Origin of the sequence: Kribbella orskensis (assembly GCF_004342085.1) — a bacterium.
GTDB lineage: Bacteria > Actinomycetota > Actinomycetes > Propionibacteriales > Kribbellaceae > Kribbella > Kribbella orskensis.
In genome coordinates this window covers 227,113-250,940 of the sequence record NZ_SLWM01000011.1, presented here as the reverse complement: position 1 = coordinate 250,940, position 23,828 = coordinate 227,113, and the positions used below count along the sequence as shown (strand labels likewise).

Sequence of the window (23,828 nt, the reverse complement as noted above, 5' to 3'; positions counted from 1 at the left end):
GTTCATCCTCTGACCTGAGCAAAGGCCTGAAGTGCGTATCGCCAGATTCTCCGTCGACGACGAGCCGAAGTACGGCGTCGTCGAGACCGACGACCCCGAGGGGCTCGTCGGAACCGTCGCCGTGCTCGACTCGGACCCGCTCTACCGGCCGGTCCAGTTCACCGGCGAGCAGCTGCAACTGGCCGACGTCCGGTTGCTGGCCCCGGTGATCCCGCGCAGCAAGGTGGTCTGCGTCGGGCGCAACTACCAGGCGCACGCGGAGGAGCTCGGCAACGAGGTGCCGAAGGAGCCGATGATCTTCCTGAAGCCGAACACCTCGGTGATCGGCCCGCGGGACGGCATCGTCTACCCGGAGCAGACGAACAACCTGCACTTCGAGGGCGAGCTGGCGATCGTGATCGGCCGGATCTGCCGCGATCTGCCCAAGGAACGCGTGAACGAGGTGATCTTCGGGTACACCGTCGCCAACGACGTCACCGCGCGGGACCTGCAGAAGACCGACGGCCAGTGGGCCCGGGCCAAGGGGTACGACACGTTCTGCCCGCTCGGCCCGTGGATCACCACCGAGCTCGACGTCTCCGACGTCCGGGTGACCACCACGCTGAACGGCGAGCCGAAGCAGGACGGCCGGACCTCGCAGTTCATCTTCGACATCCCGGAGGTGCTGGCCTACATCACCTCCTTCACCACGTTGCTGCCCGGCGACGTGGTGCTCACCGGCACCCCCGCCGGTGTCGGCCCGATGCTGCCCGGCGACGAGGTCGCGATCAGCATCGAGGGAATCGGAACTCTGACGAACAAGGTGATCGTGCGTGACTGACAGGCCTGCCCCGACCGACGACGACGTCCTCGGTGGCTTGGAACCCGACCAGGTGCGAGTGCGCTTCCCACCGTCGCCGACCGGGTTGATGACGGTCGGCAACATCCGCAGCGCCTTGTTCAACTGGGCTTTCGCCCGGCACTACGGCGGCAAGCTGGTACTCCGGATCGAGGACACCGACATCGCCCGGAACACCCCCGAGGCGCTGCAGTACACGCTCGACTCGCTGCGCTGGCTCGGCCTGAACTGGGACGAGGGCCCGGAGGTCGGCGGCGAGTACGGGCCGTACCTGCAGTCCGAGCGGATGGACATCTACGCCGACGTGGTGGCGAAGCTCCTCGCCGCAGGCAAGGCGTACCACTGCTACTGCTCGCAGGAAGAGCTCGAGCAGCGTCGCGAAGCGGCCCGTACCGCGGGCCAGCACAGCGGGTACGACGGCCACTGCCGCACGCTGACTCCTGAGCAGGTGCAGGCCTATATCGACGAGGGCCGGCGCCCGGTGGTCCGGCTGCGGATGCCCGACCGGCCGATCGTGTTCGACGACCTGGTCCGCGGCGAGATCACCTTCCTGCCGGAGAACCTGGGCGACTACGTGCTCGTCCGGGCCAACGGCTACCCGCTGTACCCGCTGGTGAACCCCGTCGACGACGCGCTGATGCAGATCACCCACGTACTGCGGGGCGAGGACCTGCTGCCCTCGACGCCACGGCAGATCGCGCTCTACGAGGCGCTCGCGGAGATCGGTATCGGCTCCGGCAGGACGCCGCGGTTCGGGCACCTGCCGTTCGTGATGGGCGAGGGCAACAAGAAGCTGTCCAAGCGCGACCCGGGCTCCGGCCTCGGCGAGTACATGGAGCGCGGCTTCCTGCCCGAGGGCCTGCTGAACTACCTGGCGCTGCTCGGCTGGTCGATCGCCGACGACCGCGACGTCTTCACCATGGACGAGATGGTCAAGGCGTTCGACATCCGCAAGGTGAACGCGAACGCGGCCCGCTTCGACCCGAAGAAGTGCGAGGCGATCAACGCGTCGCACATGCGGATGCTGGATCCGTCCGAGTTCGCCAACCGGGTGGTCCCCTTCCTGGCGCAGGCCGGCGTCCTGCCGGCCGAGCCGTCGGAGAAGCAGCTCGCAGTACTGCAGGCGGCAGTGCCGTTGGTGCAGGAGCGGATGAACACGCTGTCGGAGTCGCCGGACATGCTCGGCTTCCTGTTCGTCTCCGACGAGGCGTTCACGATCGACCCGGACGCGGCCGCGAAGGTGCTGACCGGTGACGCCGGCGTGGTGCTGGAGGCGACCTCGAAGGCGCTGTCGGAGCTCGGCGAGTGGAAGACCGAGGCGATCGAGCAGGCGCTGCGCGCGTCCTTGATCGAAGGACTGGGGCTGAAGCCGAAGAACGCGTTCGGCCCGGTCCGGGTGGCGATCTCCGGCCGCCGGATCTCGCCGCCGCTGTTCGAGTCGCTGGAACTGCTCGGCCGGAAGCGCTCGCTCCGCCGGCTGGAGCAGGCCCGCGCCGCGCTGCCGGCGGACTGACCCGATGTCGTACGACGCGACGCCGCGGCCCGGGTCAACCGTCGACGTCGGTGACTCGGGTCCGCAGCCGTACCACCGGTTGCTGCGGAACCCGGTGACGACGTGGTGGACCGTCATCCTCGGCGCGTTCGCCATCCTGGCCGGCTGGATGGTCGCGAGCCTTGTGATCCTCTCGCTCCAGATGGTGATCCGAAAGGATCCGGAGGGCACGGTCTCCTGGTTCGGCCTGCTCGCGACCAACCTGTCGCTGATCGTGCTGATCCCGCTGAGCATGCTGGTCGCTCAGAAGCTGAACCGGCAGACTCCCGGGCTGCTCTCGTCGGTGGTCGGCCGGCTGCGCTGGCGTGCGCTCGCCTGGTTCGGCGTCGCCGCGGTGGCGCTCGAACTGGTGATGCTGGGCGTCATCCAGGTCGGCGGCGTCGACCTGCTGGACGACGGCGGCAGCGGTGTCGCCAAGGACGCGGCGGCCGTGATCGCCGTGACCCTGCTGACGTCCACCTTCCAGGCCGCGGGGGAGGAGTACTTCTTCCGCGGTTATCTGCTGCAGGCCGTCGGCGCGCTGGTGCGGAACCCGCTGGTGGCGGTGCTCGTCACCACCGTGATCTTCACCATGGCCCACGGGGTCTGGCCGTGGGAGAGCCCGGCGCTGTTCCTCGACCGGTTCGCCTTCGGTCTGGTGGCGGGCCTGCTGGTGATCCGCACAGGCGGTCTGGAGGCGTCGATCGCGGCGCACGCGGCCAACAACGTGGTCACCTTCATCTTCGCGGCTCTGACCAACAGTGTGGGCGATAGCCTGGGTGCCACGGCCGCGCCCTGGTCGCTTGTGGCGGTCGACGTGGTGAAGTTCGCGGCCTTCGGTGTGATCGCGTTGCTGATGGCCCGCAAGATGCGTCTGGCGACGACCTGCGACCTGCCGCTGGTGGCGTTGCCGGTGCCGGGCACCGGACCGGGCAGCGGCCCAGGGAAGAGGCTGGTGTGACGGGAGTGACAACGCCCGGGCGGGACCCCGTTTTGGAATCTGACGGCAGGCTCGGGTAGGCTCAGCGGGCCAGGTTGTGAGGGCGGAAACGCAAGCACAATCGAAGAGAAATGCCTTTGGGGTATGGGGTAATTGGCAGCCCGTCTGATTCTGGTTCAGTTAGTCTAGGTTCGAGTCCTAGTACCCCAGCGAGCGATTGGACCGCACCGATGAAAGTCGGTACAGTTCATCCTCGTTGCCCGGCCCGCAAGGACCGAGCAACAACCCTCTGGCCCCGTTGTGTAGCGGCCTAGCACGCCGCCCTCTCAAGGCGGTAGCGCGGGTTCGAATCCCGTCGGGGCTACCAGAGAACACGAAGGCCCGGACCTCACGGTCCGGGCCTTCGGCTGTTTCCGCTCAACCAGCTCTCAGTCCGCCACCACCGCCTTCAGGACATCGACCTTGGCGGCGGACCTAGCCGGCCCGACGGCCGCCAGGACCCCTGCGACCGCGGCCAGCACCACGTAGAGCGCCACCTGCAGGCCGGGGATCGAGATGGCCTCGATGCCCTCGTCCGCGAGTGCCTGCGACAGTGCGAGCCCCAAGCCGATGCCGAGGGCGGCGCCGGCCAGCGCACCGATCAGGGAGATGACCACGGCCTCCCAGCGCACCATCGCCCGGACCTGGGCCCGCGTCATGCCGACCGCCCGGAGCAGACCCAGCTCACGGGTCCGCTCGAAGACCGACAGCACCAGGGTGTTGACGATGCCCAGCAGAGCGATGATGACCGCCAGCAGCAACATCACCGTGACGAAGGTGAGCAGCTTGTCGATGAAGCCGCTGGCCTCCTTCTCGAACCCCTTGCGATCGAGCACCTTTGCGTCGGGGTGGTCGGCCAGGGCCGCGGTGATGGCCTTCTGGACGGTCGACCGGTCAGCGCCGGGCAGGAGCGTGACCAGGCCGGAGTTGATCAGTTGCGGGCCGGCTGCGGCGGTCTGGGCGGCGATGCTGATGACGAAGTCATCGCTGATCCAGCCCTTGCTGTCGTAGATGCCGACGATCTTCATGGTGTGCTTGCCGGTCTCGGCGAACTCGGTCCCGATGCTGTCGCCGACCTTCCACCCGTGCGTCGTCGCGGCGGACTGCGCCACCACGATCCCGGTGGTGCCGAGGTCGGACACGGAGCCGGCCGACAACCGCAGGTTCAGCCCTGCCGTCGCGGTGGCCGGGTCGACGGCGGAGTAGCTCGAGTCCGCGCCGTTGAACCGGGCTTGACCCCAGCCGCTGGCGGAGACCTTGTCGACCCCGGGCACGCCCTGGACTGCCTTGATCGCCTCCGGGCTGAAGCCCGGGCCCTGGGAACTCGAAGGGGTGACGAACAGGGCGGCGTTGGTCGAATCCCCGATGATGTCCCCGAACGAGGCCTTCAGCGACGAGGCGAACACGCCCATGCTGACGACGAGGGTCAGGCCGACCATCAGCGCGGCGGCGGTGGACGACGTACGGCGAGGATTGCGCATCGCGTTCTGCCGGGCCAGTTCGCCTGGCAGGCCACGCAACCGCAGCGGTACGCCGATCAGTGAAGCCAGCGGACGGGCGGCAGCCGGCAGCAGCATGAGGACACCGACGATGATGGCCAGCAGGCTGGGGCCGAACAGCATCATGCTCAGGTCGGCGTACAAGGTCATGAACAGTCCGGTCAGACCGATGACGGTGACGACGGCCCCGCTGATCACCCGCTTCTTCGACGGGTTGCCGGAGCCTGGGACTGCCTCACGCAGAGCCTCTACCGGCAGCACCTTCGTCGCCCGGTGGGCCGGGACGAGTGCCGCCGCGACGGTGACCACGGTGCCGACCAGCAGGGATACCACGATGGTGCGGGGCTCCACCTGCATCGACGTACTGGGCAGGCTGAAGCCGACCGCGGCCATCAGCAGGTTGAGGCCCTTGGCGACGAGGAGGCCGAGACCGATACCGACGGCCGACGCGACGATGCCGAGCAGCAGCGCCTCGAGCACCAGGCTCCGGTTCACCTGGCGCCGGGTGGCGCCGATGGCCCGCAGCAGGGCGATCTCCCGGGACCGCTGGGTGATCGTCATGGTGAAGGTGTTCCAGATGATGAACGAGCCGACGAACAAGGCGATACCGGCGAAGATCATGAACATCACGGTGACGACCTTCAGGTCCTCGTTCACCGCGTCCGCGGACTCCTTCACCACGGTCGCACCGGTGACTGCCTCGGCGCCGTCGGGCAGCACCGTGTTGATCTTCTGCGCCAGGTCGGCTGGTGCCACTCCGGGGTCGGCGCTGACGCTGATCGAGTCGAACAGGCCGGGAGCTCCCAGCACCTGCTGCGCGGTGGCGGAGTCGAAGTACGCCCCCGTGGTACCACCGAGGTTCTTCTCGCCGCCGAAACCGACGGTGCCGACCACGGTGAACTCCTGGGTCGGACCGCGGAACAGCACCTTGATCGTGGAACCGAGCGCGATGTGGTGTTCCTCGGCGCTGGTGGCATCGATCGCCACCTGGTGCGCGCCCGAGGGCGCGGCGCCGGTGAGGAGCTTGACGTCACCTCGCAGCGCGGGATCGGCCGGCAGGCTGTAGCCCATGGTGGGCGCTCCGCCGCTGGTCAGCACGGCCCGGCCGCTGTTGTCGGTCAGCAGCGCGTAGCCGCTCACGGAGCCCTCGGCGGTGCGGACCCCGTCGGCCTGGCGTACCTGGGTGAGGACAGAGGCGGGGATCGGGGCCCGGCTGGTGCTGATGCCTTCGGACTGGCTGTAGGCGGCCTCGGCGCGGACGACCGCGTCGGTGCCGGCGGAGACCTTGCCGAACAGCTGGTCGAAGGCCAGGCGCATGGTGTCGGTCAGGACGAGGGTGCCGGCCAGGAACGCGACCCCGAGTGCGATCGAGGCCACGGTCAAGGCGAGTCGCACCTTGTGCGCGAGCATGCCGCGCAGCGTTGCGGTGAACATGGTTCAGGCTCCTAGATGCTTCATGAAGTCGAGAACGGCGTCGGCCGTCGGCTCGAACATCTCGTCGACGACGTGCCCGTCGGCCAGGAACAGGACTCGGTCGGCGTAGCTGGCGGCGGTCGGGTCGTGAGTGACCATGACGACCGTCTGGCCGAGCTCCTTGACGGCCTTGCGCAGGAAGCCGAGTAGTTCGGTTCCCGAGGCGGAGTCGAGCGCACCGGTGGGCTCGTCCGCGAAGACGATCTGCGGACGCGAGGCGAGCGCACGGGCCGCGGCGACCCGTTGCTGCTGCCCGCCGGACAGTTCGGTCGGGCGATGGCTCAGCCGGTCGGCGAGCCCCAGCTTGTCGACGATCGACTTGACCCAGATGTCGTCCGGCTTGCGGCCGGCGATGCGGATCGGCAGGACGATGTTCTCCGCGGCGCTCATCGTGGGCAGCAGGTTGAACGACTGGAAGATGAAGCCGATCTGGTCCCGGCGCAACAGCGTGAGCGCTTTGTCGTTGAGCGAGGTGAGCTGGGTGTCCCCGAGGAACACCTCGCCGGACGTCGGCCGGTCGAGGCCGGCGAGCATGTGCAGCAAGGTCGACTTGCCCGAGCCGGACGGCCCCATGATCGCGGTGAACCTGCCGGCGTCGAGGCTGACGCTGACGTCCTTGAGTGCGGCGATGGTCGCGTCGCCGGTGCCGTAGAACTTGCTGACGCCCTCGGCCCGGGCCGCGGCCGTCGCCGGCGCAATGGTGGTGGTGGCAGACATGTGATTCTCCCTGTGCCTGGTTCGCCCCCCGGTCGAGTGGCGTGATCCCAGCAAAGGCGTTCCGGCGGCGTGATCCCATCGGGCTGGGCGCACGCCGTCGGGGCGCTGCCCGTGGGTAATCAGCGGACGATCGTGCGGCTGACCCCACCCCGGGGGTTCGGGCACTCCCATCCCGACGCCGGTGGGCGCAGACTGCAGAGGTGAAGTTGTGGGGGCGACGGCGGACCCGCCGTGAACAACTCGCTGCTCTGCTGGTGTTGGGCGGGCTCGTGGTGTTCGTGGTGCTGGTGTACGTCGTCATCGTTCTCGGCGGTGGTGTCCTCATCGGCCACACGTCGTCGCCGCACGCGGGACTCTCGGTGCTGGCGACTGCGGTGGTTGCCCTGTCCCTCGGGCGGGTGCAGTCACGTCTCGAGGTCGTCATGTCGCGATTGGTGCACGGTGGCTCGCAGTCGCCGTACGAGGTCCTGAGCCGGTTCTCGCCGGCGGTGACCGGCGGCCCGGCGACGGATGACCTGCCGGCCCGGATGGCCGAGGTACTGGCCGCCGGGACGGGTGCCAAGGCAGCGCAGGTGTGGCTGATGGTCGACGGCCGGTTGAGGCTTGCCGCAACCTGGCCCTCCGACGGAGCGACGGTCCGCGAGTTGCCCGGTCGGCGGCAGTTGTCGGTGCGCCAGGCCGGAGAGTTGCTGGGTGTTCTGGTCGTCCAGGAACACGAGAACGTACCGCTGACGCCGGTCGAGGAACGACTCTTCGCAGGGTTGGCCGACCAGGCCGGGCTGGTACTGCGTGGCGCGCGGTTGCGGGCCGAGCTGGTGCATCGGCTCGCGGAGCTGTCCAGGCTCGCAGCGGAACTGCGAAGGTCGAGGCAACGACTCGTCGACGCGCAGGACGCCGAGCGGAAACGGCTCGAGCGCGACATCCATGACGGTGCTCAGCAGCATCTGGTCGCGCTCGCGGTGAACCTGAGGCTGGCCCACACATTGGCCGGCCGGTCGCCCGAGCGGGCCGATCGGTTGCTCGCGGAGCAATGCCAGGCGGCCACCGCGGCCATCGAGGCGATCACCAGCCTGTCGCGGGGCATCTACCCGAGCCTGCTCGTCGACGAAGGGCTTGCGGCTGCGCTCCGGACGGCGGTCGCCTGGAGCCCGCTGCCGGCCGAACTGGTCGCGGCTGACATCGGCCGGTACCCGGCGGGCGTCGAGGCCGCGGCGTACTTCTGTGCGCTGGAGGCGCTGCAGAACTCGGCCAAGCACTCCTCGGCGACGGCGATCCGCCTGGACCTGCGGGGCGGCCCCACAATCCTCGAGGTGACCGTCCAGGACGACGGTGCCGGGTTCGATCTCGGGGCAGCGCATGCCGGCGCAGGTCTGGCCAACATGCGGGACCGGGTCGAGTCGGCCGGCGGAACGCTGACCATCGAGACGACACCCTTGCGCGGCACCCTGGTAGCGGCACGACTGCCGGGTGCGCGCCGGCCGGGGGACTGACATGTACGCGCGAGTGGCCTGGGTGCTGGCCGCGCTCACCATGCTCATCGCCGGCGCCGATGTCTGGGTCACCTCGGCCTACCGGCCGCTGCTGTCCGAGGAAGCCATCGCCGTGCACGGTTTCCCGTTCGTCACCGCTGCGGTCGTGGGGTGCTCGGCGATGGGCGCGCTGATCGTGACACGGTGGGCGCGGCACCCGATCGGCTGGCTGCTCTGCCTGATCGGCTTCCTCGCGTCGATCTCGTTGCTGGCCGAGGCTTACAGCGTGTGGGTGGCCACGGCCGACGGGCCGGGGTCCCGGAGCCTCGGCGGGATCGCAGGCTGGATCTCCGCCCTGGTGGGTGGACAGCTCTCACTGGCTGCGCTGGCCATCCTCTTCCTGGTTGCGCCGGACGGCCGGCTCCTGTCCCGCCGTTGGCGCGCCGCGGTCGTCGTGACGTTGGTGGGGTACGGCGGCTACGCCGGCAGCCTGCTCACCCTGTCGCCGACCGCATTCGACATCGACAGGCAGGAAACCGGGCCGATCGGCAGTCTCTTGTCCGTCCTGGGGCTGCCTTTCATCGCCGGTGGCCTGGTCGCCGCGATGGTGTCCATGGTCATCCGGCTGCGTCGTAGCCGGGGTGTGCAGCGGCAACAGTTGCGGCTGATCGCGCTGGCGGTGGTGTTCGTTGCCCTGAGCTTCGTCTTCCTGATCGTCGTCCAGCTGTTCAACGGCGGACGGCAGACCTGGATGTCGAGCCTTCCGTTGTTCGTCTCCTACCTCTGCCTACCGCTGCTGTTCGCCGTCGCGGTACTGCGCTACCGCCTGTTCGACGTGGATCTGATCATCAACCGTGCCGTCGTCCTTGCCCTGGGCACCATCTTTGCCGGGATCGGCTACACCGGTCTGGTCATTGCGGTCGCAGCCCTGCTCAACACCCACACCGATGGATTCTGGCTGTCGCTGCTCGCCACCGCGCTGGTCGCGCTCGCGTTCCAGCCGCTCCGCCAACGGGTCGTCTGGTTGGCCAACCGGCTGGCCTACGGGGCCAGGGCGTTGCCCTACGAGGCACTGTCCGAGTTCAGCCGTCGCCTCGCGGAGCCGCCGTCACCGAACGCGCTGCTGCCTGCTGTCGCGGAAGCGGCCGGGCGCGCGGTGTCCGCGCGGTCCTCCATCGCGGTTCTGCAGGTCCCCGGCCTGGTGGGAATCTCCGACGTCTGGCCTGGCCCGGCCGACGGAGCACCGGACTACGAGGTGCCGGTCCGGCAGGGTGGCGACACCCTCGGCAGCATCGGCGTCACGATGCCGAAGGGGCGCGGGCTCCGGCCCGCGGACGAGCAACTGCTGCGTGATCTGGCCGACCAGACCGCGCTGGCATTCCGCAACGCCGCGATGGAGACCGAGCTGGCGGGGCACGTGGCTGCCCTCGATCGGACCACCGAGGCGCTGGCCGAGTCCCGGCGAAGGATCATCGCGGCCGACGACGCCGCTCGCCGCCGGCTGGAGTCCGCGATCTCCCGGGACGTGCTGTCCCATCTCCAGCCGATGCCCGAGCGGTTGAGCCGCCTCAGCGTGGCGAAGTCGGGGAACGCGGCGACGGACGAGCTCGAGCAGCTCGTCGACGAGACGAACGCGGCACTCGAGTCGTTGCGCGTACTGACCCAAGGTCTGTTCCCGACTCAGCTGGCCCGGGCCGGGCTGGCCCGCGCGCTCAGCTCCCATCTGGCGCGGAACGGTCAGGCTGTCGCTGTGCACTTCGAGCCGTCGGCTGACCGGCGGTTCCCGGCCAGAGTCGAGGCAGCGGCGTACTTCGCCTGTGTCGAGGCGGTGCGCGCCGGCTCCATGGCGGCCCGGATCGACCTCCGGGTCGTGGCAGCGGAGCTGGTCGTGCAGATCCGCGGCCACGCCCGCGACCAGATCGACGTACAGGCGATCGTCGACCGGGTCGAGGCTGCGGGCGGGCGGCTGTCGCTCGATGAGGCGGGCCTGCTGTCGGTCAGCATTCCGGTCGATGCCGGCGAGCCCACGCGTCTGTGAGGATGTCCGGACCGAACGAGGCCTTGGCCAGGTACGACGCAGCTCCACAGCCGGACAGGTCGAACTCCTCCCGGTCATAGGTCGAGAGCAGTACGACGACCGGCGGATCGGCGTCCCGGGTGATCCGCCGGGTGGCCTCGATGCCGTCGATGCCGGGCAGGTTGACGTCCATGAGCACAAGGCTCGGCCGCAGCCTCGGGACGGCGAGCAGCGCCTCCTCGCCGGACGAGATGGACGCGACGACGACGAAACCGTCGGTTTCCGACACGACGGCAGCGATCGCCCGGCGGAACGGCTCCTGGTCGTCCACGATCAGTACGCGTACCTCGCCCACGTGCTCACCTCCTGAAGGCCATCGTGGCGGGACAAGGCATCGCCGCGACATGGTGCTGTCCGCCCGAACTGGTGCGGCTGACCCCCGCCGACGTCAGCGGCCGGCCGGCCCGCCGGTCGCCTCGAGGAAGGCGAGGACGGCCATGACGCGACGGTTCACGTCGGACTCGTCGGCGAGGCCGAGTTTCTGGAAGAGCGAGCTGATGTGTTTCTCGACCGCCCGGGTGCTCATGAACAGGGCTTTGGCCGTCGCCTCGTTGCTCCGGCCGGCGGCGAGTTCCTGGAGCACCTCGCGCTCCCGTTCGGTCAGGCCGGGCAAAGGGGACCGTGATTCCTGCGCCTTTCGCGCCAGCAGACCCTCGACGACCCTGGAATCGAGGACGGAGCCGCCGCGCGCAACGTCGTACAGGGCTCGCAGCAGCTCGTCGCGCTGCGACACCCGTTCCTTCAGCAGGTACCCGAGGCCGGCTGCGCCCTCGGACAGCAGGTCGAACGCGTAGTCCTCCTCGACGTACTGCGACAGCACGACGACCCCGATCGACGGGTGGTCGGCCCGGATCCGCTTGGCGGCGTCGATGCCCTCGGTCGTGAAGGTCGGGGGCATCCGGATGTCGGTCAGGACGGCATCCGGCCGGTGCCGGGCCACGGACTCCAGCAATGCCGCCGGATCGGTGACCACGTCGACGAGTTCGATGTCCTCGGCCTCGGTGAGAAGCGCGGAGATGCCTTGACGCACCAAGAAGTTGTCATCCGCAAAGACAACTCGCAGCACCACAGCATTCACTGCGGGCCGAGCGAGGCGCTGCTGGTTTCCGAGCGGTTGAGTTCGCGCCGCGCGGCCAGGCCGCCGAGGACGAAGACCGCACCCCACATCAGGGCGACGACGCCGAGGAACACCGCGATGCCGACGACCGCCGCGCCGGGGTTGGCGACGAACAGGATGCCCAGCAGGACAGAGAACGCCGCGCTGAGCAGAATCAGCCAGCGGGGTGTTGTGGTCAGCTTCCGGGTGAAGGCACCGACCAGCTCGAACACGCCGCGCACGATCAGCCAGATGCCGAGGATCCAGGTCAGCGCTTTCGCGGCGACCCCCGGGCTGAAGATCGCGAAGAACGCGGCGACGAGGGCGATGACCCCCATCAGCACCAGCCAGATCCGGCTCCCGCGCGCCTCCGGCCGGAACGCCGCCGCCAGCAGCCCGATGCCGTCGAACAGCGCCCAGAAGCCCCACAGCAGTGCCAGCGCGGTGGCCGTCTCGAGCGGCCAGACGATCGCCAGGATGCCGAACACCATGCCGATCACCCCGCGGACGACCAGCATCTTCCAGCCGACCGCAAACCAGTCCCGTTCCATACCGTCATGGTCATCCCGGCACGGCCGGTACACAACAGCCCGGCCTACCGTGGTCGTATGGCACTCGCTGTGTGTCTGCTCTTCGACCGGCGATCCGACCGGATCCTGCGGGGTCTGTGGGACCGGCTGGAGGATCTCGGCGTACCAACGCTGAAGTCCCACACCCACGGCCGGCACGTGCCGCACCTGTCGCTGGCCGTACTGCGGGAATGGCAGCACGACGAGGTGCGGAAAGCCGTCGAATCCCTGCCCGACGACGGTCCCGTCAATCTTCACTTCGACGGGCTCGGAAGCTTCCGACGCGGCCGCGCCTGGCTGGTCCCCGCTGTCAGCGCAGACGTATTACAGCGTCAAGAGCGAGCAGTCTCCGCGCTCAACGAGACCGGAGCGGACCTGCACCGGCACTACCAACCCGGCCTCTGGGTCCCGCATTGCACCCTCGCTCCACGTGTCCCGCTGGTAGTCCTGCCGATCCTCGCTGCCGCCGTGTACGACGTACTGCCGCTGGAGACGACCGCCGACCATGCGGCCCTGATCGACAGCAGTACGGGTCAGCTGTGGCCGCTGACCCATTTGCCCTGACTACTCGGAAGCGCGGCGGAGGGCCTCGGAGAGGCGCTCGGCGGCGGCCATCACGGCCGGGGCGTGCATCCGGCCGGGCTGGCGGGAGAGACGCTCGATCGGACCGGAGACGGAGACGGCGGCGATCACCTTGCCGGAGGGAGAGCGGACCGGCGCGGAGACCGAGGCGACGCCCTGCTCCCGTTCGCCGACCGAGTGGGCCCAGCCGCGGCGCCGTACGCCGGCCAGGGCTGCCGCGTTGAAGGTCGCGTTGTGGAGGCCGCGGTGCATCCGCTCCGGGTCCTCCCAGGCCAGCAGTATCTGCGCTGCCGAGCCGGCGGCCATGGTGAGCTGGCTGCCGACGGGTACGGTGTCGCGCAGACCGGACGGACGCTCGGCGGCAGCCACGCAGACGCGGTACTCGCCCTGGCGCCGGAACAGCTGGGCCGATTCGCCGGTGATGTCGCGCAACCGGGCCAGCACCGGACCGGCAGTCGCGAGCAGCCGGTCCTCACCGGCCGCGGAGGCCAACTCGCTAAGGCGGGGGCCGAGCACGAACCGGCCCTGCATGTCGCGTCCCACCAGCCGGTGGTGCTCGAGCGCGACGGCGAGCCGGTGAGCCGTCGGCCGGGCCAGTCCCGTCGCCGCCACGAGTCCGGCCAGGGTCGCCGGCCCGGACTCGAGTGCGGACAGAACGAGAGCTGCTTTGTCGAGAACGCCGACTCCGCTAGAGTTGTCCATGGGACGATATTGCCGTCTCGAATCGTGGAACGCAAGTCGCTGATCGGGCCGATTCCGGCGCAATGTTGGCGAGAGTGAAGCACACCACAAACCCTGACCGGGGCCGGTGGGGCGAGGACTGAGTCTCAAGGAGGAGAAGTCTGATGGGTAGGACGTTGTCGGAAAAGGTCTGGGATGCGCACGTCGTGCGCCATGCCGACGGAGAGCCCGACCTCCTCTACATCGATCTTCACCTGGTGCACGAAGTGACCAGCCCGCAGGCCTTCGACGGCCTCCGGCTGGCCGGACGGCAGGTGCGCCGCCCGGACCTGACCATCGCCACCGAGGACCACAACGTCCCGACCCTGGACGTGGACAAGCCGATCGCCGACCTGGTGTCACGGACCCAGGTGGACACGCTGCGCAAGAACGCCGAGGAGTTCGGCATCCGGATCCACACCCTCGGCGACCCGGACCAGGGCGTCGTGCACGTGATCGGCCCGCAGCTCGGCCTGACCCAGCCCGGCATGACCGTGGTCTGCGGTGACAGCCACACCTCCACCCACGGCGCGTTCGGCGCGATCGCCTTCGGCATCGGTACCAGCGAGGTCGAGCACGTGCTCGCCACCCAGACGCTGATGCAGGCCCGGCCGAAGACGATGGCCGTCACCGTCGACGGAGTACTGCCGGATGGTGTCTCGGCCAAGGACCTGGTGCTCTCGCTGATCGCGCAGGTCGGCACCGGTGGCGGCCAGGGCTACATCGTGGAGTACCGCGGTGAGGCGATCCGCGCGCTGTCGATGGAAGCCCGGATGACGATCTGCAACATGTCGATCGAGTGGGGCGCGAAGGCAGGCATGATCGCGCCGGACGAGACGACCTTCGCGTACCTGAAGGACAAGCCGCACGCGCCGCAGGGCGTCGACTGGGAAGCCGCGGTCGAGTACTGGAAGAGCCTGGCGACCGACGAGGACGCCACCTTCGACCGTGAGGTCGTACTGCGGGCCGAGGACGTCGCGCCGTTCGTCACCTGGGGAACCAACCCGGGCCAGGGTGTGCCGCTGTCCGCGAACGTGCCCTCGCCTGACGACTTCGACAACGAGAACGACAAGATCGCCGCGGCGCGCGCCCTGGAGTACATGGGCCTCACCGCCGGTACGCCGCTGCGCGAGGTCCGCGTCGACACCGTGTTCCTCGGCTCCTGCACCAACGGCCGGATCGAGGACCTGCGCGCGGCCGCCGGAGTACTGGCCGGCCGGAAGGTTGCCGACGGCACCAGGATGCTCGTGGTGCCGGGCTCGGGCCGGGTCCTGCTGCAGGCCGAGGCCGAGGGCCTGGACGTGATCTTCAAGGACGCGGGCGCCGAGTGGCGTGGCGCCGGGTGCTCGATGTGCCTGGGGATGAACCCGGACCAGCTGGCCCCGGGGGAGCGCAGCGCCTCGACCTCCAACCGGAACTTCGAAGGCCGCCAGGGCAAGGGTGGCCGCACGCACCTGGTGTCGCCTCTGGTCGCCGCCGCGACCGCGGTCACCGGCACTCTGGCCGCCCCGGCGGATCTGCCGCCGCTGGACGTCGCCGTACCCGAGAACGTCTGAGGACAAAGGAATCATGGAAGCCTTCACCCAGCACATCGGCACCGCGGCCCCGCTGCGGCGCGGCAACGTCGACACCGACCAGATCATCCCGGCGGTCTACCTGAAGCGGGTCACCCGCACCGGCTTCGAGGACGGCCTGTTCGCCGCCTGGCGCAACGATCCCGCCTTCGTCCTGAACCAGCCGCAGTACGAGGGCGTCTCGGTGCTCGTGGCCGGGCCGGACTTCGGCACCGGGTCGTCGCGTGAGCACGCGGTCTGGGCCCTGCTGGACTACGGGTTCCGGGTGGTCGTGTCGTCGCGGTTCGGCGACATCTTCCGGGGCAACTCCGGCAAGGCCGGGCTGCTGGCGGCGCTCGTGGAGCAGGACGTGGTCGAGCAGTTGTGGACCGCGGTCGAGAACGACCCGGGCACCAAGGTCACGGTGGACCTCGAGCACAAGACGATCTCGGCGGGTGACGTCTCGGCGCCCTTCGAGATCGACGACTACACCCGCTACCGGCTGCTGAACGGCCTCGACGACGTCGGCATCACCTTGTCGCACGCGGACGACATCACCGCCTACGAAGCCACCCGTCCGTCCTTCAAGCCCGCCACCCTCCCCGCCAAGGCCTAACGCCTCAGCCACACCTTCACTTGTGTCCGAAGAACCGAGGGGTCATAGCCCTCGGTTCTTCGGACGTTCTGTTGTAGTGCTTGGTGGCGGCAGCGACCGGGGGTGGCGCAGTACCCGGTGGACGGCTGGGAGAAACCTCGGCGTAACGAATCGCACATCATTGGCGATAACTCCAGTGTTATCCTTCTGAAGTTGTCAGAACAAGGCTTGCGAGACCTGGGAGGTGAGGCGCGCGATGACCGGCGAACCCTCCAGACATACCGATCTCGCTCGACCTTGAGGCGCTGAATCCTCTTTCGGGTCAGGTCTTCCCGCGCGGATCGCGTAGGACGACCTGCGGCGCGGTGCGCGACGTACGAGTCGCGGAGGTCGGGCAGATGACGCCCACTTCTTCCGCACCTCGCACTTGGAGGACTCGTCATGTCCGACCTTCGCCTGCGCACTCTTCGTGCGTTCAGCCGCACCCCTTCGCTTCGCGCCGCCGCGCGCCGGTACGCCGGTGGGCCGGCCGTTCCCGTGCCGGCCGAGCAGATGCCATCGCTGCCCGCGGGTCCGAAACCCAAGGGCCACAGCGTGGTGGACAGCGCGATCTACTGCGACGGCAGCCGGGTCGCGTCGCCGGAGTCGCTGGCCGACACCTACCAGGTGCTGCACGAGTCACCGCTGAGCCTTGCCTGGATCGGCCTGTACAGGCCGGACCGGCGTGAGCTCAACTCGCTGGCGCAGGAGTTCGACCTGCACGAGCTGGCCATCGAGGACGCGATCCAGGCCCACCAGCGGCCGAAGCTCGAGCGGTACGGCGACACCCTGTTCGTGGTCCTGAAGGCCGCGCGGTACCGGGACGCGACCGAGGAGGTCGAGTTCGGCGAGGTGCACCTGTTCGTCGGCCCGGACTTCGTGGTGACGGTCCGGCATGCCGAGGCGCCGAACCTGGCCGCGGTACGACGCCGGGTGGAACGTGATCCCGAGCTGCTCCGCCGGGGTACCGAGGCGGTGCTCTACGCGATCATGGACAAGGTCGTCGACGGGTACGCGCCGGTGGTCGCCGGGCTCGAGAACGACATCGACGAGATCGAGACCGAGGTGTTCCGCGGCGACCCGAAGGTGTCGCGGCGCATCTACGAACTGTCCCGCGAGGTGATCGAGTTCCAGCGCGCGACCCGGCCGCTGATCGGCATGCTCGACTCGCTGCGGGCCGGCTTCGACAAGTACGGCGTGGACGAGGAACTGCAGCGCTCCCTGCGCGACGTGGCCGACCACGTCACCCAGGTGGTCGAGCGGGTGGACGCGTTCCGCGAACTGCTGCGCGACATCCTGACGGTGAACGCGACGCTGGTCGCCCAGCAGCAGAACGAGGAGATGAAGAGCCTCACGGTCGCCAGCAACGACCAGAACGAAGAGGTGAAGCGGATCTCCGCCTGGGCCGCCATTCTGTTCGCGCCGACGTTGATCGGCACCGTCTACGGGATGAACTTCGACTCGATGCCGGAACTGCACTGGCAGTTCGGCTATCCCTTCGCGATCGGCCTGATGGCGATGGTGTGTGGTGGTCTGCACCTGATCTTCAAACGCCGCGGCTGGCTCTGATCCTGTTTGCCCGAGGGCACAGGTGCCCCGAGTCGGAAGTCGACTCGGGGCACTAGTCTTCGAGACACAGGACACTAGGAGGCGGACACGATGTGGTTGTTCCTGCGACGAAAACTGATCATGTGGGCGGTGCTGGTGATCGCCGTGCCGTTGGTGGAGTGGCTGCTCGGCAAGGTGAGTGAGGCGATCCGGGCGAAGAAGGGCGAGAGCACTCTGACCCGGAGCCTCGACACCGCCCGGTCGGGAATTCGCACGCTGCGCGGTGGCAACCGCCGCTGACCGGTTCGCCGACTGACACGGCAACGGCGCTGCTCGGTCCCATCGATCGGCCGAATACCAAGGCTTCGGGGGCTTCTTCGATGGCCGCAACGGGGTCATGATGGTGGTTCGGTGACCCCCGAGCGGGGTGTGAACGGGGTCACCGTTGGTCGCCGGTTCGTTGCTCAGCAGGGAATCGGGAACCCGTTCGGGGCCGAATCGAGGTGTTTTATGGCCCAAATCGCCTAAAACAAGGCCGAATTGCCGCGTTGGTGTTTGTGTACTCCCCGATGAGTCCATAACGTTCACGGAAGATCGAGCGCTGTGCTCGACGCCTACGTTCACGGAGGGAAGCAGTGAACAAGAGCCAGTTGGTCGAAGCGCTCGCAGTGCACTTCGACGGAAATCGCCGTTCGGCCCAGCACGCCCTGGAGGCGGTGATCGACACCGTCGAGCGCGAGCTGACCAAGAAGGGCGGCAAGGTCGCCATCACCGGGTTCGGTGCCTTCGAGGCCATCGAGCGCGGTGCCCGCATGGTCCGCAACCCGCGGACCGGCGAGACCAAGCGTGCCAAGAAGACCGTGGTTCCGAAGTTCCGCGCGGGTGCGGAGCTGAAGGCCGTTGTCTCCGGGGCCAAGAAGCTGCCGAAGCTGGTGGTGCCGAGGGCGGCCACCGCCACCAAGGCAGCCGCTCCGGCCAAGAAGGCCGCGCCGGTCAAGGCCGCCGCGACCAAGACCGCCGCCAAGAAGGCGCCGGCCAAGGCCGCTGCCACCAAGACGGTCGCGAAGAAGGCCCCCGCCAAGAAGGCTCCGGCCAAGGCGGTCGCCAAGAAGACCGTGGCCAAGAAGGCTCCGGCCAAGACCGTCGCCAAGAAGGCGCCGGCCAAGAAGGCCCCCGCCAAGAAGGCTCCGGTGAAGCGCGCAGCAGCTCGCTGACCTGAAGCACTGCAGCACCAGCAACACCAGCGAAGGCCGGTCACCCCACACCAGGGGCGACCGGCCTTCGCCGTGTCAGGAAGTCATGTCAGGGAGTAGGTGTCTACGGCAACATCAGGTCTATGCCGCATCGCCCGGCATCAGGGCAAGGTGATGAAGTGGATCTCGGTGATCGCGAGCGAGGCGCCGGAGCCGGTGGTGGTGATGCGGACCCGCTGGCCGAGCCGGAGCAGCCGGACCGGGGTGTGGGCGACGGCCTCCGCTGTGAAAGGAAGCTCGACGCCGCGGTCGGTCAGCACGACGCCAGAGGCTGTCTCGCTGTCGTACCGGCTCACTGTCGCTTGCATGACGTCACGTTAACCGATGATCAGCAGGCCAGTCCCTCGGAGCCGGTCGCGGCCCCCAGGACAAGCGACATCACGTCGGCCGTGCTCGGACCGACTCCCAGCTGTACCGCGTGGGCGAGATCCGCCGCCGTGTCGACGTCCCGGCGTACCGACTCGATCCCCGCAAGCTCAACCGGTACTGCGCCCGACGCCTGGTGGGCCAAGGCGGAACCCACCCCGAAGCGCGGGTCCAACGCGATCCCCGGCGCCGCGGCGAGCATCGTAGTACCGGTGCCTGGCAGGTCGATCACGAAGCATCGGTCCGCAGTACAGGCAGCAAGGGCGAGTGTCAGCTCGGCGGGCCGGAGTGCGGGTATGTCCGCCGACAGCGCGACAACGCCGGAGCCGGGGAACTCGGCCGCGGCGACGGCAGCGCCGTGCTCCAATGCTTCGTTGAGCCCTGCGGCCGGGAGGTCCGGTACGACGCGTGCGCCGACCGCTGTGACGTCCGCCGAGACCACTGGATCATCGGTCACCACCAGGACGGCCCGGACGAGGGGAGACTCCAGTGCTGCCGCAGTAGTGTCGACTGCAAAGGCACGGGCGAGCTCCGGACGGTGCTGCGGGTAGGCGGCAGCAAGCCGGCTCTTCGCGATCGCCGTACGCTTCACCGGGATCACCAGGGTCCAGGGAGCGACCTGTAGGTCTGCCATCAGGCAGGATTCTCCCATGACCGATGGCAACGACCAGCACCAGGAGGCAGCAGTGAACGGCCCGCGCACAGCCGAGGGGCCCCGGCCGCGTCGGGGTTTCTGGTTCGGCCTGGTGGTCGCCATCGTCAAACCGTTCATGCTGGTCTTCACCAAGCAGGACTTCCGGGGCCGTGAGAACGTGCCGCCGACCGGCGGCATGGTGTTCGTCACGAACCACATCTCGCACTTCGACCCGTTCGTGCTCGGCTTCTACATCTGGGAGTGCCGCCGGATCCCGCGGCTGCTCGGCAAGGCGTCGTTGTTCAAGCTGCCGATCGCCGGCCGGATCATCACCAGCGCGGGCCAGATCCCCGTGTACCGCGACTCGGCCGAGGCCGCTGACGCCTTCCGGGCCGCCGTCGCCGCCGTGGAGAAGGGCGAGTGCGTCGGCGTCTACCCCGAGGGCACCATCACCCGCGACCCCGACGGCTGGCCGATGACTGGCAAGACCGGCGCCGCCCGGATCGCCCTGATGACCGGTTGCCCGTTGATCCCGATCGCGAACTGGGGTGCGCAGGAGGTCTTCGCGTCGTACGGCAGTCTGAGGATCCGGTTGCTGCCCCGCAAGAGGATGCGGGTGATCGCCGGCGAGCCGGTCGACCTGAGCGCCTTCGAGGGCAAGCCGATCACCAACCAGCTGTTGCACGAGGCAACCGAGGTGATCATGCACCGGGTCGCCGGCGAGCTCGGCCTACTGCGTGCGGAGGCTCCGCCGAAGGAGTTGTTCGACCTGCGCAAGCACCAGGCGATGGAGCAGGCCGAGGCGGAGGAGAAGGCCGAGGCGGAGGAGAAGGCCGAGGCGGAGGACAAGGATCGTGTGGCCGGCACCGGCTCTGCCGGCGATCGTGAGCGGGCGGCCGGAACCGACGGCGCCGGGAACCGTGAGGATGAGGAGACTCGATGACAAAAGTTGCGGTGTTCGGCGCGGGGTCCTGGGGGACTGCCTTCGCCACGGTGCTCGCCCAGGCCGGTAACCAGGTGTCCGTCTGGGGCCGCCGTGAATCGCTCTGCGAAGTGATCAACACGCGGCACGAGAACCCGGACTACCTGCCCGGCCTGCGGCTGCCGGACGCGATCACCGCAACCCACGACCCGGCCGCCGCGGCCGACGGCGCCGAGGCGATCGTGCTGGCGGTGACCAGCCAGTCGCTGCGCGAGAACCTCTCCGACTGGGCCGCGCTGATGCCACCCGCCGCACCACTGGTGAGCCTGATGAAGGGCGTCGAGCTCGGTACGACGAAACGCATGAGCGAGGTGATCGCCGAGCTCACCGGCGCCGGCCCCGAGCGGATCGCCGCCGTCTCCGGTCCCAACCTGGCCCGCGAGATCGCCGAGGGCCAGCCGGCCGCCGCGGTGATCGCGTGCGTAGACGAGGGCACCGCCCACCGGCTGCAGAAGCTGTGCCATTCGCCGACGTTCCGTCCCTACACGAACACCGACGTGATCGGCGTCGAGCTCGGTGGTGCCACCAAGAACGTGATCGCACTCGCTGTCGGAATGGCTGTCGGCCTGGGCTTCGGCGACAACGCCCGGGCCTCGTTGATCACGCGCGGTCTCGCGGAGACGGCGCGGCTCGGCGCAGTACTGGGCGCGGACGAGCACACCTTCTCCGGCCTCGCCGGTTTGGGTGACCTAGTCGCGACTTGCTCGTCTCCGCTGTCCCGGAACCGCACCTTCGGCGAGAAGCTCGGTCAGGGCATGAGCGTCGCCGAGATCGCCGGTGCGACGCGTCAGGTCGCCGAAGGTGTCAAGTCCTGCTCGTCCATCAGCGAACTGGCCCACCACCACGACGTGGAGATGCCCATCGCCGAACACGTCACCAAGGTCGTGGCCGGCGAGATGACCCCCAAGGACATGCTCGTCAGCCTCATCTCCAGATCGGCCAAGTCCGAACGCTGGGGCTGACCCACGCGGGACCTCCCCGTGAACTCAGAGGCCCAGGGTGTGGTGGAGGACCATGGTGGCGGCACCCCGGACCGCGGCCTGCTGACCTGTGCGGGAGGCGACCACCTGGAGCTCGGTTGTGGCCAGGGGCAAGGATCTGGCATAGATCGCTTCGCGGATGCCGGCCAGGAGGCTGTCGCCGGCCTGGGAGAGGGAACCTCCGATGACGATGACGGAGGGGTTCAGCAGACTCACGCAGGCCGCGAGGACCGAGCCGATCTCGCGGCCGGCCTGGCGGACCGCCTGGGTCGCGGTGGTGTTGCCGGCGCGGACCAGGTCGACCACGTCCTGGCTGGTCCGCGCCTTCAGTCCGTCGGCTCGTAGGTTGGCTGCGATTGCCGCGGCCGACGCGACCGCCTCCAGGCAGCCCGTGTTTCCGCAGCGGCACAGTTCGGTGTGACCAGGCGCCTGGATGTGCCCGATGTCGCCCGCCGCGCCTTGTGCGCCACGATGCAGCCGGCCGCCGCTGATCACCCCGGCACCGATGCCCGTGGCAACTTTGACGAAGAGCAGATGCTCGACCTCGGAGTACTGCGTGGCGTGCTCGCCGAGCGCCATCATGTTCACGTCGTTGTCGACCAGCACCGGCCCGGGGAACTCCGCCGACAGATGACCGACGACGTCGTACGAGTCCCAGCCCGGCATGATCGGTGGGTGGTTGGGGCGTCCGGTCAGATGCTCGACCGGGCCAGGGAGTCCGACTCCCGTGCCGGCCAGTTTCGCCGTTGTGCTGCCGCTCGCGGCGAGCAGTGAGCGGCCGTGCTCGGCGATCGCCCCGAGCACGATCTCCGGCCCGTCGGCGATGTTCTGCCGGACCGTGATGCTGTCGAGGATCTGCCCGGTCAGGTCGGCGAGCGCGACCGACAGGTGGGTCGCGCCGACGTCCGCGGCGAGTACCAACCTCGCGGCCGGGTTGAACCTGAACCGCGCCGGTGGCCGTCCGCCGGTCGACGCCGCCTCGCCGTACGGCTGGACGAACTCCATGGCGACAAGAGTTTCCAGCCGCCCGGTGACCGTCGATCTGGCCAGCCCGGTGAGGTCCATCAACTCGGTCCGCGTCCGCGGACGGCCGTCGAGGAGCAGACGCAGTACAGGGCCCGCGTCCGCGGCCGTAGTACTGAGATTTTCTGCCACGAAACTTCCGCCGATCGGTGCTGGACTTTTGTTTGACAGGAATCGGAAGTGTGGCATAGCGTCCCGGGCATGTCCACCACAGCGCGCAAGCTCAGAGTCGGGATCGTCGGTGGCGGCTTCATGGGCCGCGTGCACGGCCGGTCTGCCCTGGTCGCCGGCGCGCAGGTCGTCGGCGCCGTCGGCTCGAGTCCGGACCGTGCGGAAGCCGCCGCGGACGCGACCGGCGCCGAGCGCGGTTTCGCCACCCTGGAGGAGCTGCTCGCCGCGGACGTCGACCTGGTCCACGTCTGTACTCCGAACAACACGCATCTGCCGGTGACCTTGCAGGCGCTCGAAGCGGGCAAGCACGTCATCTGCGAGAAGCCGCTGGCGACCTCCGCCAAGGACGCGATCGGGTTGCACGCGGCCGCTCAGGAAGCGGGGCGGGTGGCGACGGTGCCGTTCGTCTACCGGTACCACCCGATGGTCCGCGAGTTGCGGACCAGAATCGCGGAGGGCGAGGCCGGCCGGATCACGAGCCTGCACGGCAGTTACCTGCAGGATTGGCTCGCGGGTGAGAACGACCAGAACTGGCGCGTCGACGACGTGGCCGGGGGACCGTCCCGGACCTTCGCGGACATCGGCTCGCACTGGTGCGACCTGACCGAGTTCGTCACCGGTGACCGGATCGCCGACGTCAGCGCGCAGACCCGCATCGTGCGTTCGATCCGCGGCGGCGTCGAGGTACGGACCGAGGATCTGGCCACCGCCCAGTTCCGTACTGCGGCCGGCGTCGTCGGCACGGTGGTCGTGAGCCAGGTCGCCGCCGGGCGTAAGAACCGCCTGTATCTGGAGGTCTCCGGGACAGAGTCGAGCTTCGGCTTCGACCAGGAGGACCCGGACCGCCTCTGGGTCGGCCGGCGCGCGGCGAGCCTGCTGCTGACGCGCGACCCCGAGACGTTGAGCCCACCTGCCGCCCGGGTGAACCGGCTGCCCGCCGGGCACGCCCAGGGATACCAGGACGCGTTCGACTCGTTCGTCGCCGATACCTATGCGGCCGCGCTGGACGGCGACCACCCGGACGGACTGCCGGACTTCGCCGCAGGTGCCCGCTCTGCCCAGCTCGTAGACGCCGTCCTGCGGTCCGCCGCAGCGGATGGTGCCTGGACCACTGTCGAGAACTGAACCCTAGGA

The 23,828-nt window shown here is 68.9% G+C and carries 23 protein-coding genes and 2 tRNA genes; 16 read left to right on the top strand and 9 right to left on the bottom strand.

Annotated features, from left to right (window positions below):
• Nucleotides 1-31 precede the first annotated feature (31 nt).
• From EV644_RS27260 to EV644_RS27240, 5 genes are all read left to right on the top strand, one after another.
• Nucleotides 32-820, top strand: a complete 789-nt coding sequence (locus EV644_RS27260) for a fumarylacetoacetate hydrolase family protein (protein WP_132191373.1) — start codon at nt 32-34, stop codon at nt 818-820.
• Nucleotides 813-2,351: a glutamate--tRNA ligase gene (gltX, locus tag EV644_RS27255; RefSeq protein WP_132191374.1), complete on the top strand. Its 1,539-nt coding sequence runs from the start codon at nt 813-815 to the stop codon at nt 2,349-2,351. Before EV644_RS27260 ends, gltX begins: the two co-directional genes overlap by 8 nt.
• Before the next feature lie 4 nt (nt 2,352-2,355).
• A complete protein-coding gene (locus EV644_RS27250) occupies nt 2,356-3,330 on the top strand; it encodes a CPBP family intramembrane glutamic endopeptidase (RefSeq protein WP_132191375.1) in 975 nt (324 codons plus the stop codon).
• 117 nt (nt 3,331-3,447) lie between these two features.
• Nucleotides 3,448-3,519, top strand: a tRNA-Gln gene (locus EV644_RS27245).
• 81 nt (nt 3,520-3,600) lie between these two features.
• Nucleotides 3,601-3,676 (top strand) — tRNA-Glu (locus EV644_RS27240).
• 61 nt (nt 3,677-3,737) lie between these two features.
• Here the strand turns inward: EV644_RS27240 and EV644_RS27235 are convergent.
• Both EV644_RS27235 and EV644_RS27230 read right to left on the bottom strand, forming a co-directional pair.
• Nucleotides 3,738-6,281, bottom strand: coding sequence for an ABC transporter permease (locus tag EV644_RS27235; protein WP_132191376.1), 2,544 nt, complete (start codon nt 6,279-6,281; stop codon nt 3,738-3,740).
• A gap of 3 nt (nt 6,282-6,284) precedes the next feature.
• Entirely contained in the window at nt 6,285-7,037 is a 753-nt protein-coding gene (locus tag EV644_RS27230) for an ABC transporter ATP-binding protein (protein ID WP_132191377.1), read from the bottom strand.
• 200 nt (nt 7,038-7,237) lie between these two features.
• On the opposite strand from EV644_RS27230, the gene EV644_RS27225 reads away from it, so the two are divergent.
• Entirely contained in the window at nt 7,238-8,527 is a 1,290-nt protein-coding gene (locus EV644_RS27225) for a GAF domain-containing sensor histidine kinase (RefSeq protein ID WP_132191378.1), read from the top strand.
• 1 nt (nt 8,528) lies between these two features.
• Complete coding sequence (locus EV644_RS27220) at nt 8,529-10,544, top strand: hypothetical protein (RefSeq protein WP_132191379.1); 2,016 nt, start codon at nt 8,529-8,531, stop codon at nt 10,542-10,544.
• Here the strand turns inward: EV644_RS27220 and EV644_RS27215 are convergent.
• The 3 genes from EV644_RS27215 to EV644_RS27205 all read right to left on the bottom strand — a co-directional run bounded on the left by EV644_RS27215 (nt 10,504) and on the right by EV644_RS27205 (nt 12,230).
• On the bottom strand, nt 10,504-10,878 hold the full coding sequence (locus EV644_RS27215) for a response regulator (protein WP_199240017.1): 375 nt from the start codon (nt 10,876-10,878) through the stop codon (nt 10,504-10,506). The two genes, EV644_RS27220 and EV644_RS27215, sit on opposite strands and share 41 nt — an antisense overlap.
• A gap of 93 nt (nt 10,879-10,971) precedes the next feature.
• Complete coding sequence (locus EV644_RS27210) at nt 10,972-11,649, bottom strand: response regulator transcription factor (RefSeq protein ID WP_255511350.1); 678 nt, start codon at nt 11,647-11,649, stop codon at nt 10,972-10,974.
• 8 nt (nt 11,650-11,657) lie between these two features.
• Nucleotides 11,658-12,230 (bottom strand): HdeD family acid-resistance protein, encoded by a 573-nt coding sequence (locus EV644_RS27205; RefSeq protein ID WP_132191382.1) that lies wholly within the window; start codon nt 12,228-12,230, stop codon nt 11,658-11,660.
• 57 nt (nt 12,231-12,287) lie between these two features.
• Here EV644_RS27205 and EV644_RS27200 point away from each other — a divergent pair, with 57 nt between their 5' ends.
• Complete coding sequence (locus EV644_RS27200; protein WP_132191383.1) at nt 12,288-12,812, top strand: 2'-5' RNA ligase family protein; 525 nt, start codon at nt 12,288-12,290, stop codon at nt 12,810-12,812.
• On the opposite strand, the gene EV644_RS27195 is transcribed toward EV644_RS27200, so the two are convergent.
• Nucleotides 12,813-13,532 (bottom strand): IclR family transcriptional regulator, encoded by a 720-nt coding sequence (locus tag EV644_RS27195; protein ID WP_012922430.1) that lies wholly within the window; start codon nt 13,530-13,532, stop codon nt 12,813-12,815. It lies immediately after the preceding gene.
• A 143-nt stretch (nt 13,533-13,675) separates the two neighbouring features.
• Between EV644_RS27195 and leuC the strand changes: the two genes are divergently transcribed.
• From leuC to EV644_RS27170, 5 genes are all read left to right on the top strand, one after another.
• A complete protein-coding gene (gene leuC / locus EV644_RS27190; protein ID WP_132191384.1) occupies nt 13,676-15,106 on the top strand; it encodes a 3-isopropylmalate dehydratase large subunit in 1,431 nt (476 codons plus the stop codon).
• A gap of 13 nt (nt 15,107-15,119) precedes the next feature.
• Nucleotides 15,120-15,719 carry a 3-isopropylmalate dehydratase small subunit gene (leuD, locus tag EV644_RS27185; protein WP_132191385.1) on the top strand — a complete coding sequence of 200 codons (600 nt, stop codon included), beginning with the start codon at nt 15,120-15,122 and terminating at the stop codon, nt 15,717-15,719.
• 420 nt (nt 15,720-16,139) lie between these two features.
• Complete coding sequence (gene corA / locus EV644_RS27180) at nt 16,140-17,306, top strand: magnesium/cobalt transporter CorA (RefSeq protein ID WP_132191386.1); 1,167 nt, start codon at nt 16,140-16,142, stop codon at nt 17,304-17,306.
• Between the two features lie 90 nt (nt 17,307-17,396).
• Nucleotides 17,397-17,585: a hypothetical protein gene (locus EV644_RS27175; RefSeq protein WP_132191387.1), complete on the top strand. Its 189-nt coding sequence runs from the start codon at nt 17,397-17,399 to the stop codon at nt 17,583-17,585.
• A gap of 335 nt (nt 17,586-17,920) precedes the next feature.
• Complete coding sequence (locus EV644_RS27170) at nt 17,921-18,499, top strand: HU family DNA-binding protein (RefSeq protein WP_132191388.1); 579 nt, start codon at nt 17,921-17,923, stop codon at nt 18,497-18,499.
• Nucleotides 18,500-18,639: 140 nt separating this feature from the next.
• Here the strand turns inward: EV644_RS27170 and EV644_RS27165 are convergent, their stop codons facing one another.
• Together EV644_RS27165 and cofC are read right to left on the bottom strand one after the other, a co-directional pair.
• Nucleotides 18,640-18,846, bottom strand: a complete 207-nt coding sequence (locus EV644_RS27165) for a hypothetical protein (protein ID WP_132191389.1) — start codon at nt 18,844-18,846, stop codon at nt 18,640-18,642.
• A 20-nt stretch (nt 18,847-18,866) separates the two neighbouring features.
• Nucleotides 18,867-19,538 (bottom strand): 2-phospho-L-lactate guanylyltransferase, encoded by a 672-nt coding sequence (cofC, locus tag EV644_RS27160; RefSeq protein ID WP_132191390.1) that lies wholly within the window; start codon nt 19,536-19,538, stop codon nt 18,867-18,869.
• 16 nt (nt 19,539-19,554) lie between these two features.
• Here cofC and EV644_RS27155 point away from each other — a divergent pair, with 16 nt between their 5' ends.
• Complete coding sequence (locus EV644_RS27155) at nt 19,555-20,481, top strand: lysophospholipid acyltransferase family protein (RefSeq protein ID WP_132191391.1); 927 nt, start codon at nt 19,555-19,557, stop codon at nt 20,479-20,481.
• A complete protein-coding gene (locus EV644_RS27150; RefSeq protein WP_132191392.1) occupies nt 20,478-21,482 on the top strand; it encodes an NAD(P)H-dependent glycerol-3-phosphate dehydrogenase in 1,005 nt (334 codons plus the stop codon). The genes EV644_RS27155 and EV644_RS27150 overlap by 4 nt, the downstream gene beginning before the upstream one ends.
• A 24-nt stretch (nt 21,483-21,506) precedes the next feature.
• Here the strand turns inward: EV644_RS27150 and EV644_RS27145 are convergent, their stop codons facing one another.
• Nucleotides 21,507-22,655 (bottom strand): ROK family transcriptional regulator, encoded by a 1,149-nt coding sequence (locus EV644_RS27145; protein WP_241998787.1) that lies wholly within the window; start codon nt 22,653-22,655, stop codon nt 21,507-21,509.
• Between the two features lie 69 nt (nt 22,656-22,724).
• On the opposite strand from EV644_RS27145, the gene EV644_RS27140 reads away from it, so the two are divergent.
• Nucleotides 22,725-23,819, top strand: a complete 1,095-nt coding sequence (locus EV644_RS27140; protein ID WP_132191394.1) for a Gfo/Idh/MocA family protein — start codon at nt 22,725-22,727, stop codon at nt 23,817-23,819.
• Nucleotides 23,820-23,828: the final 9 nt, after the last annotated feature.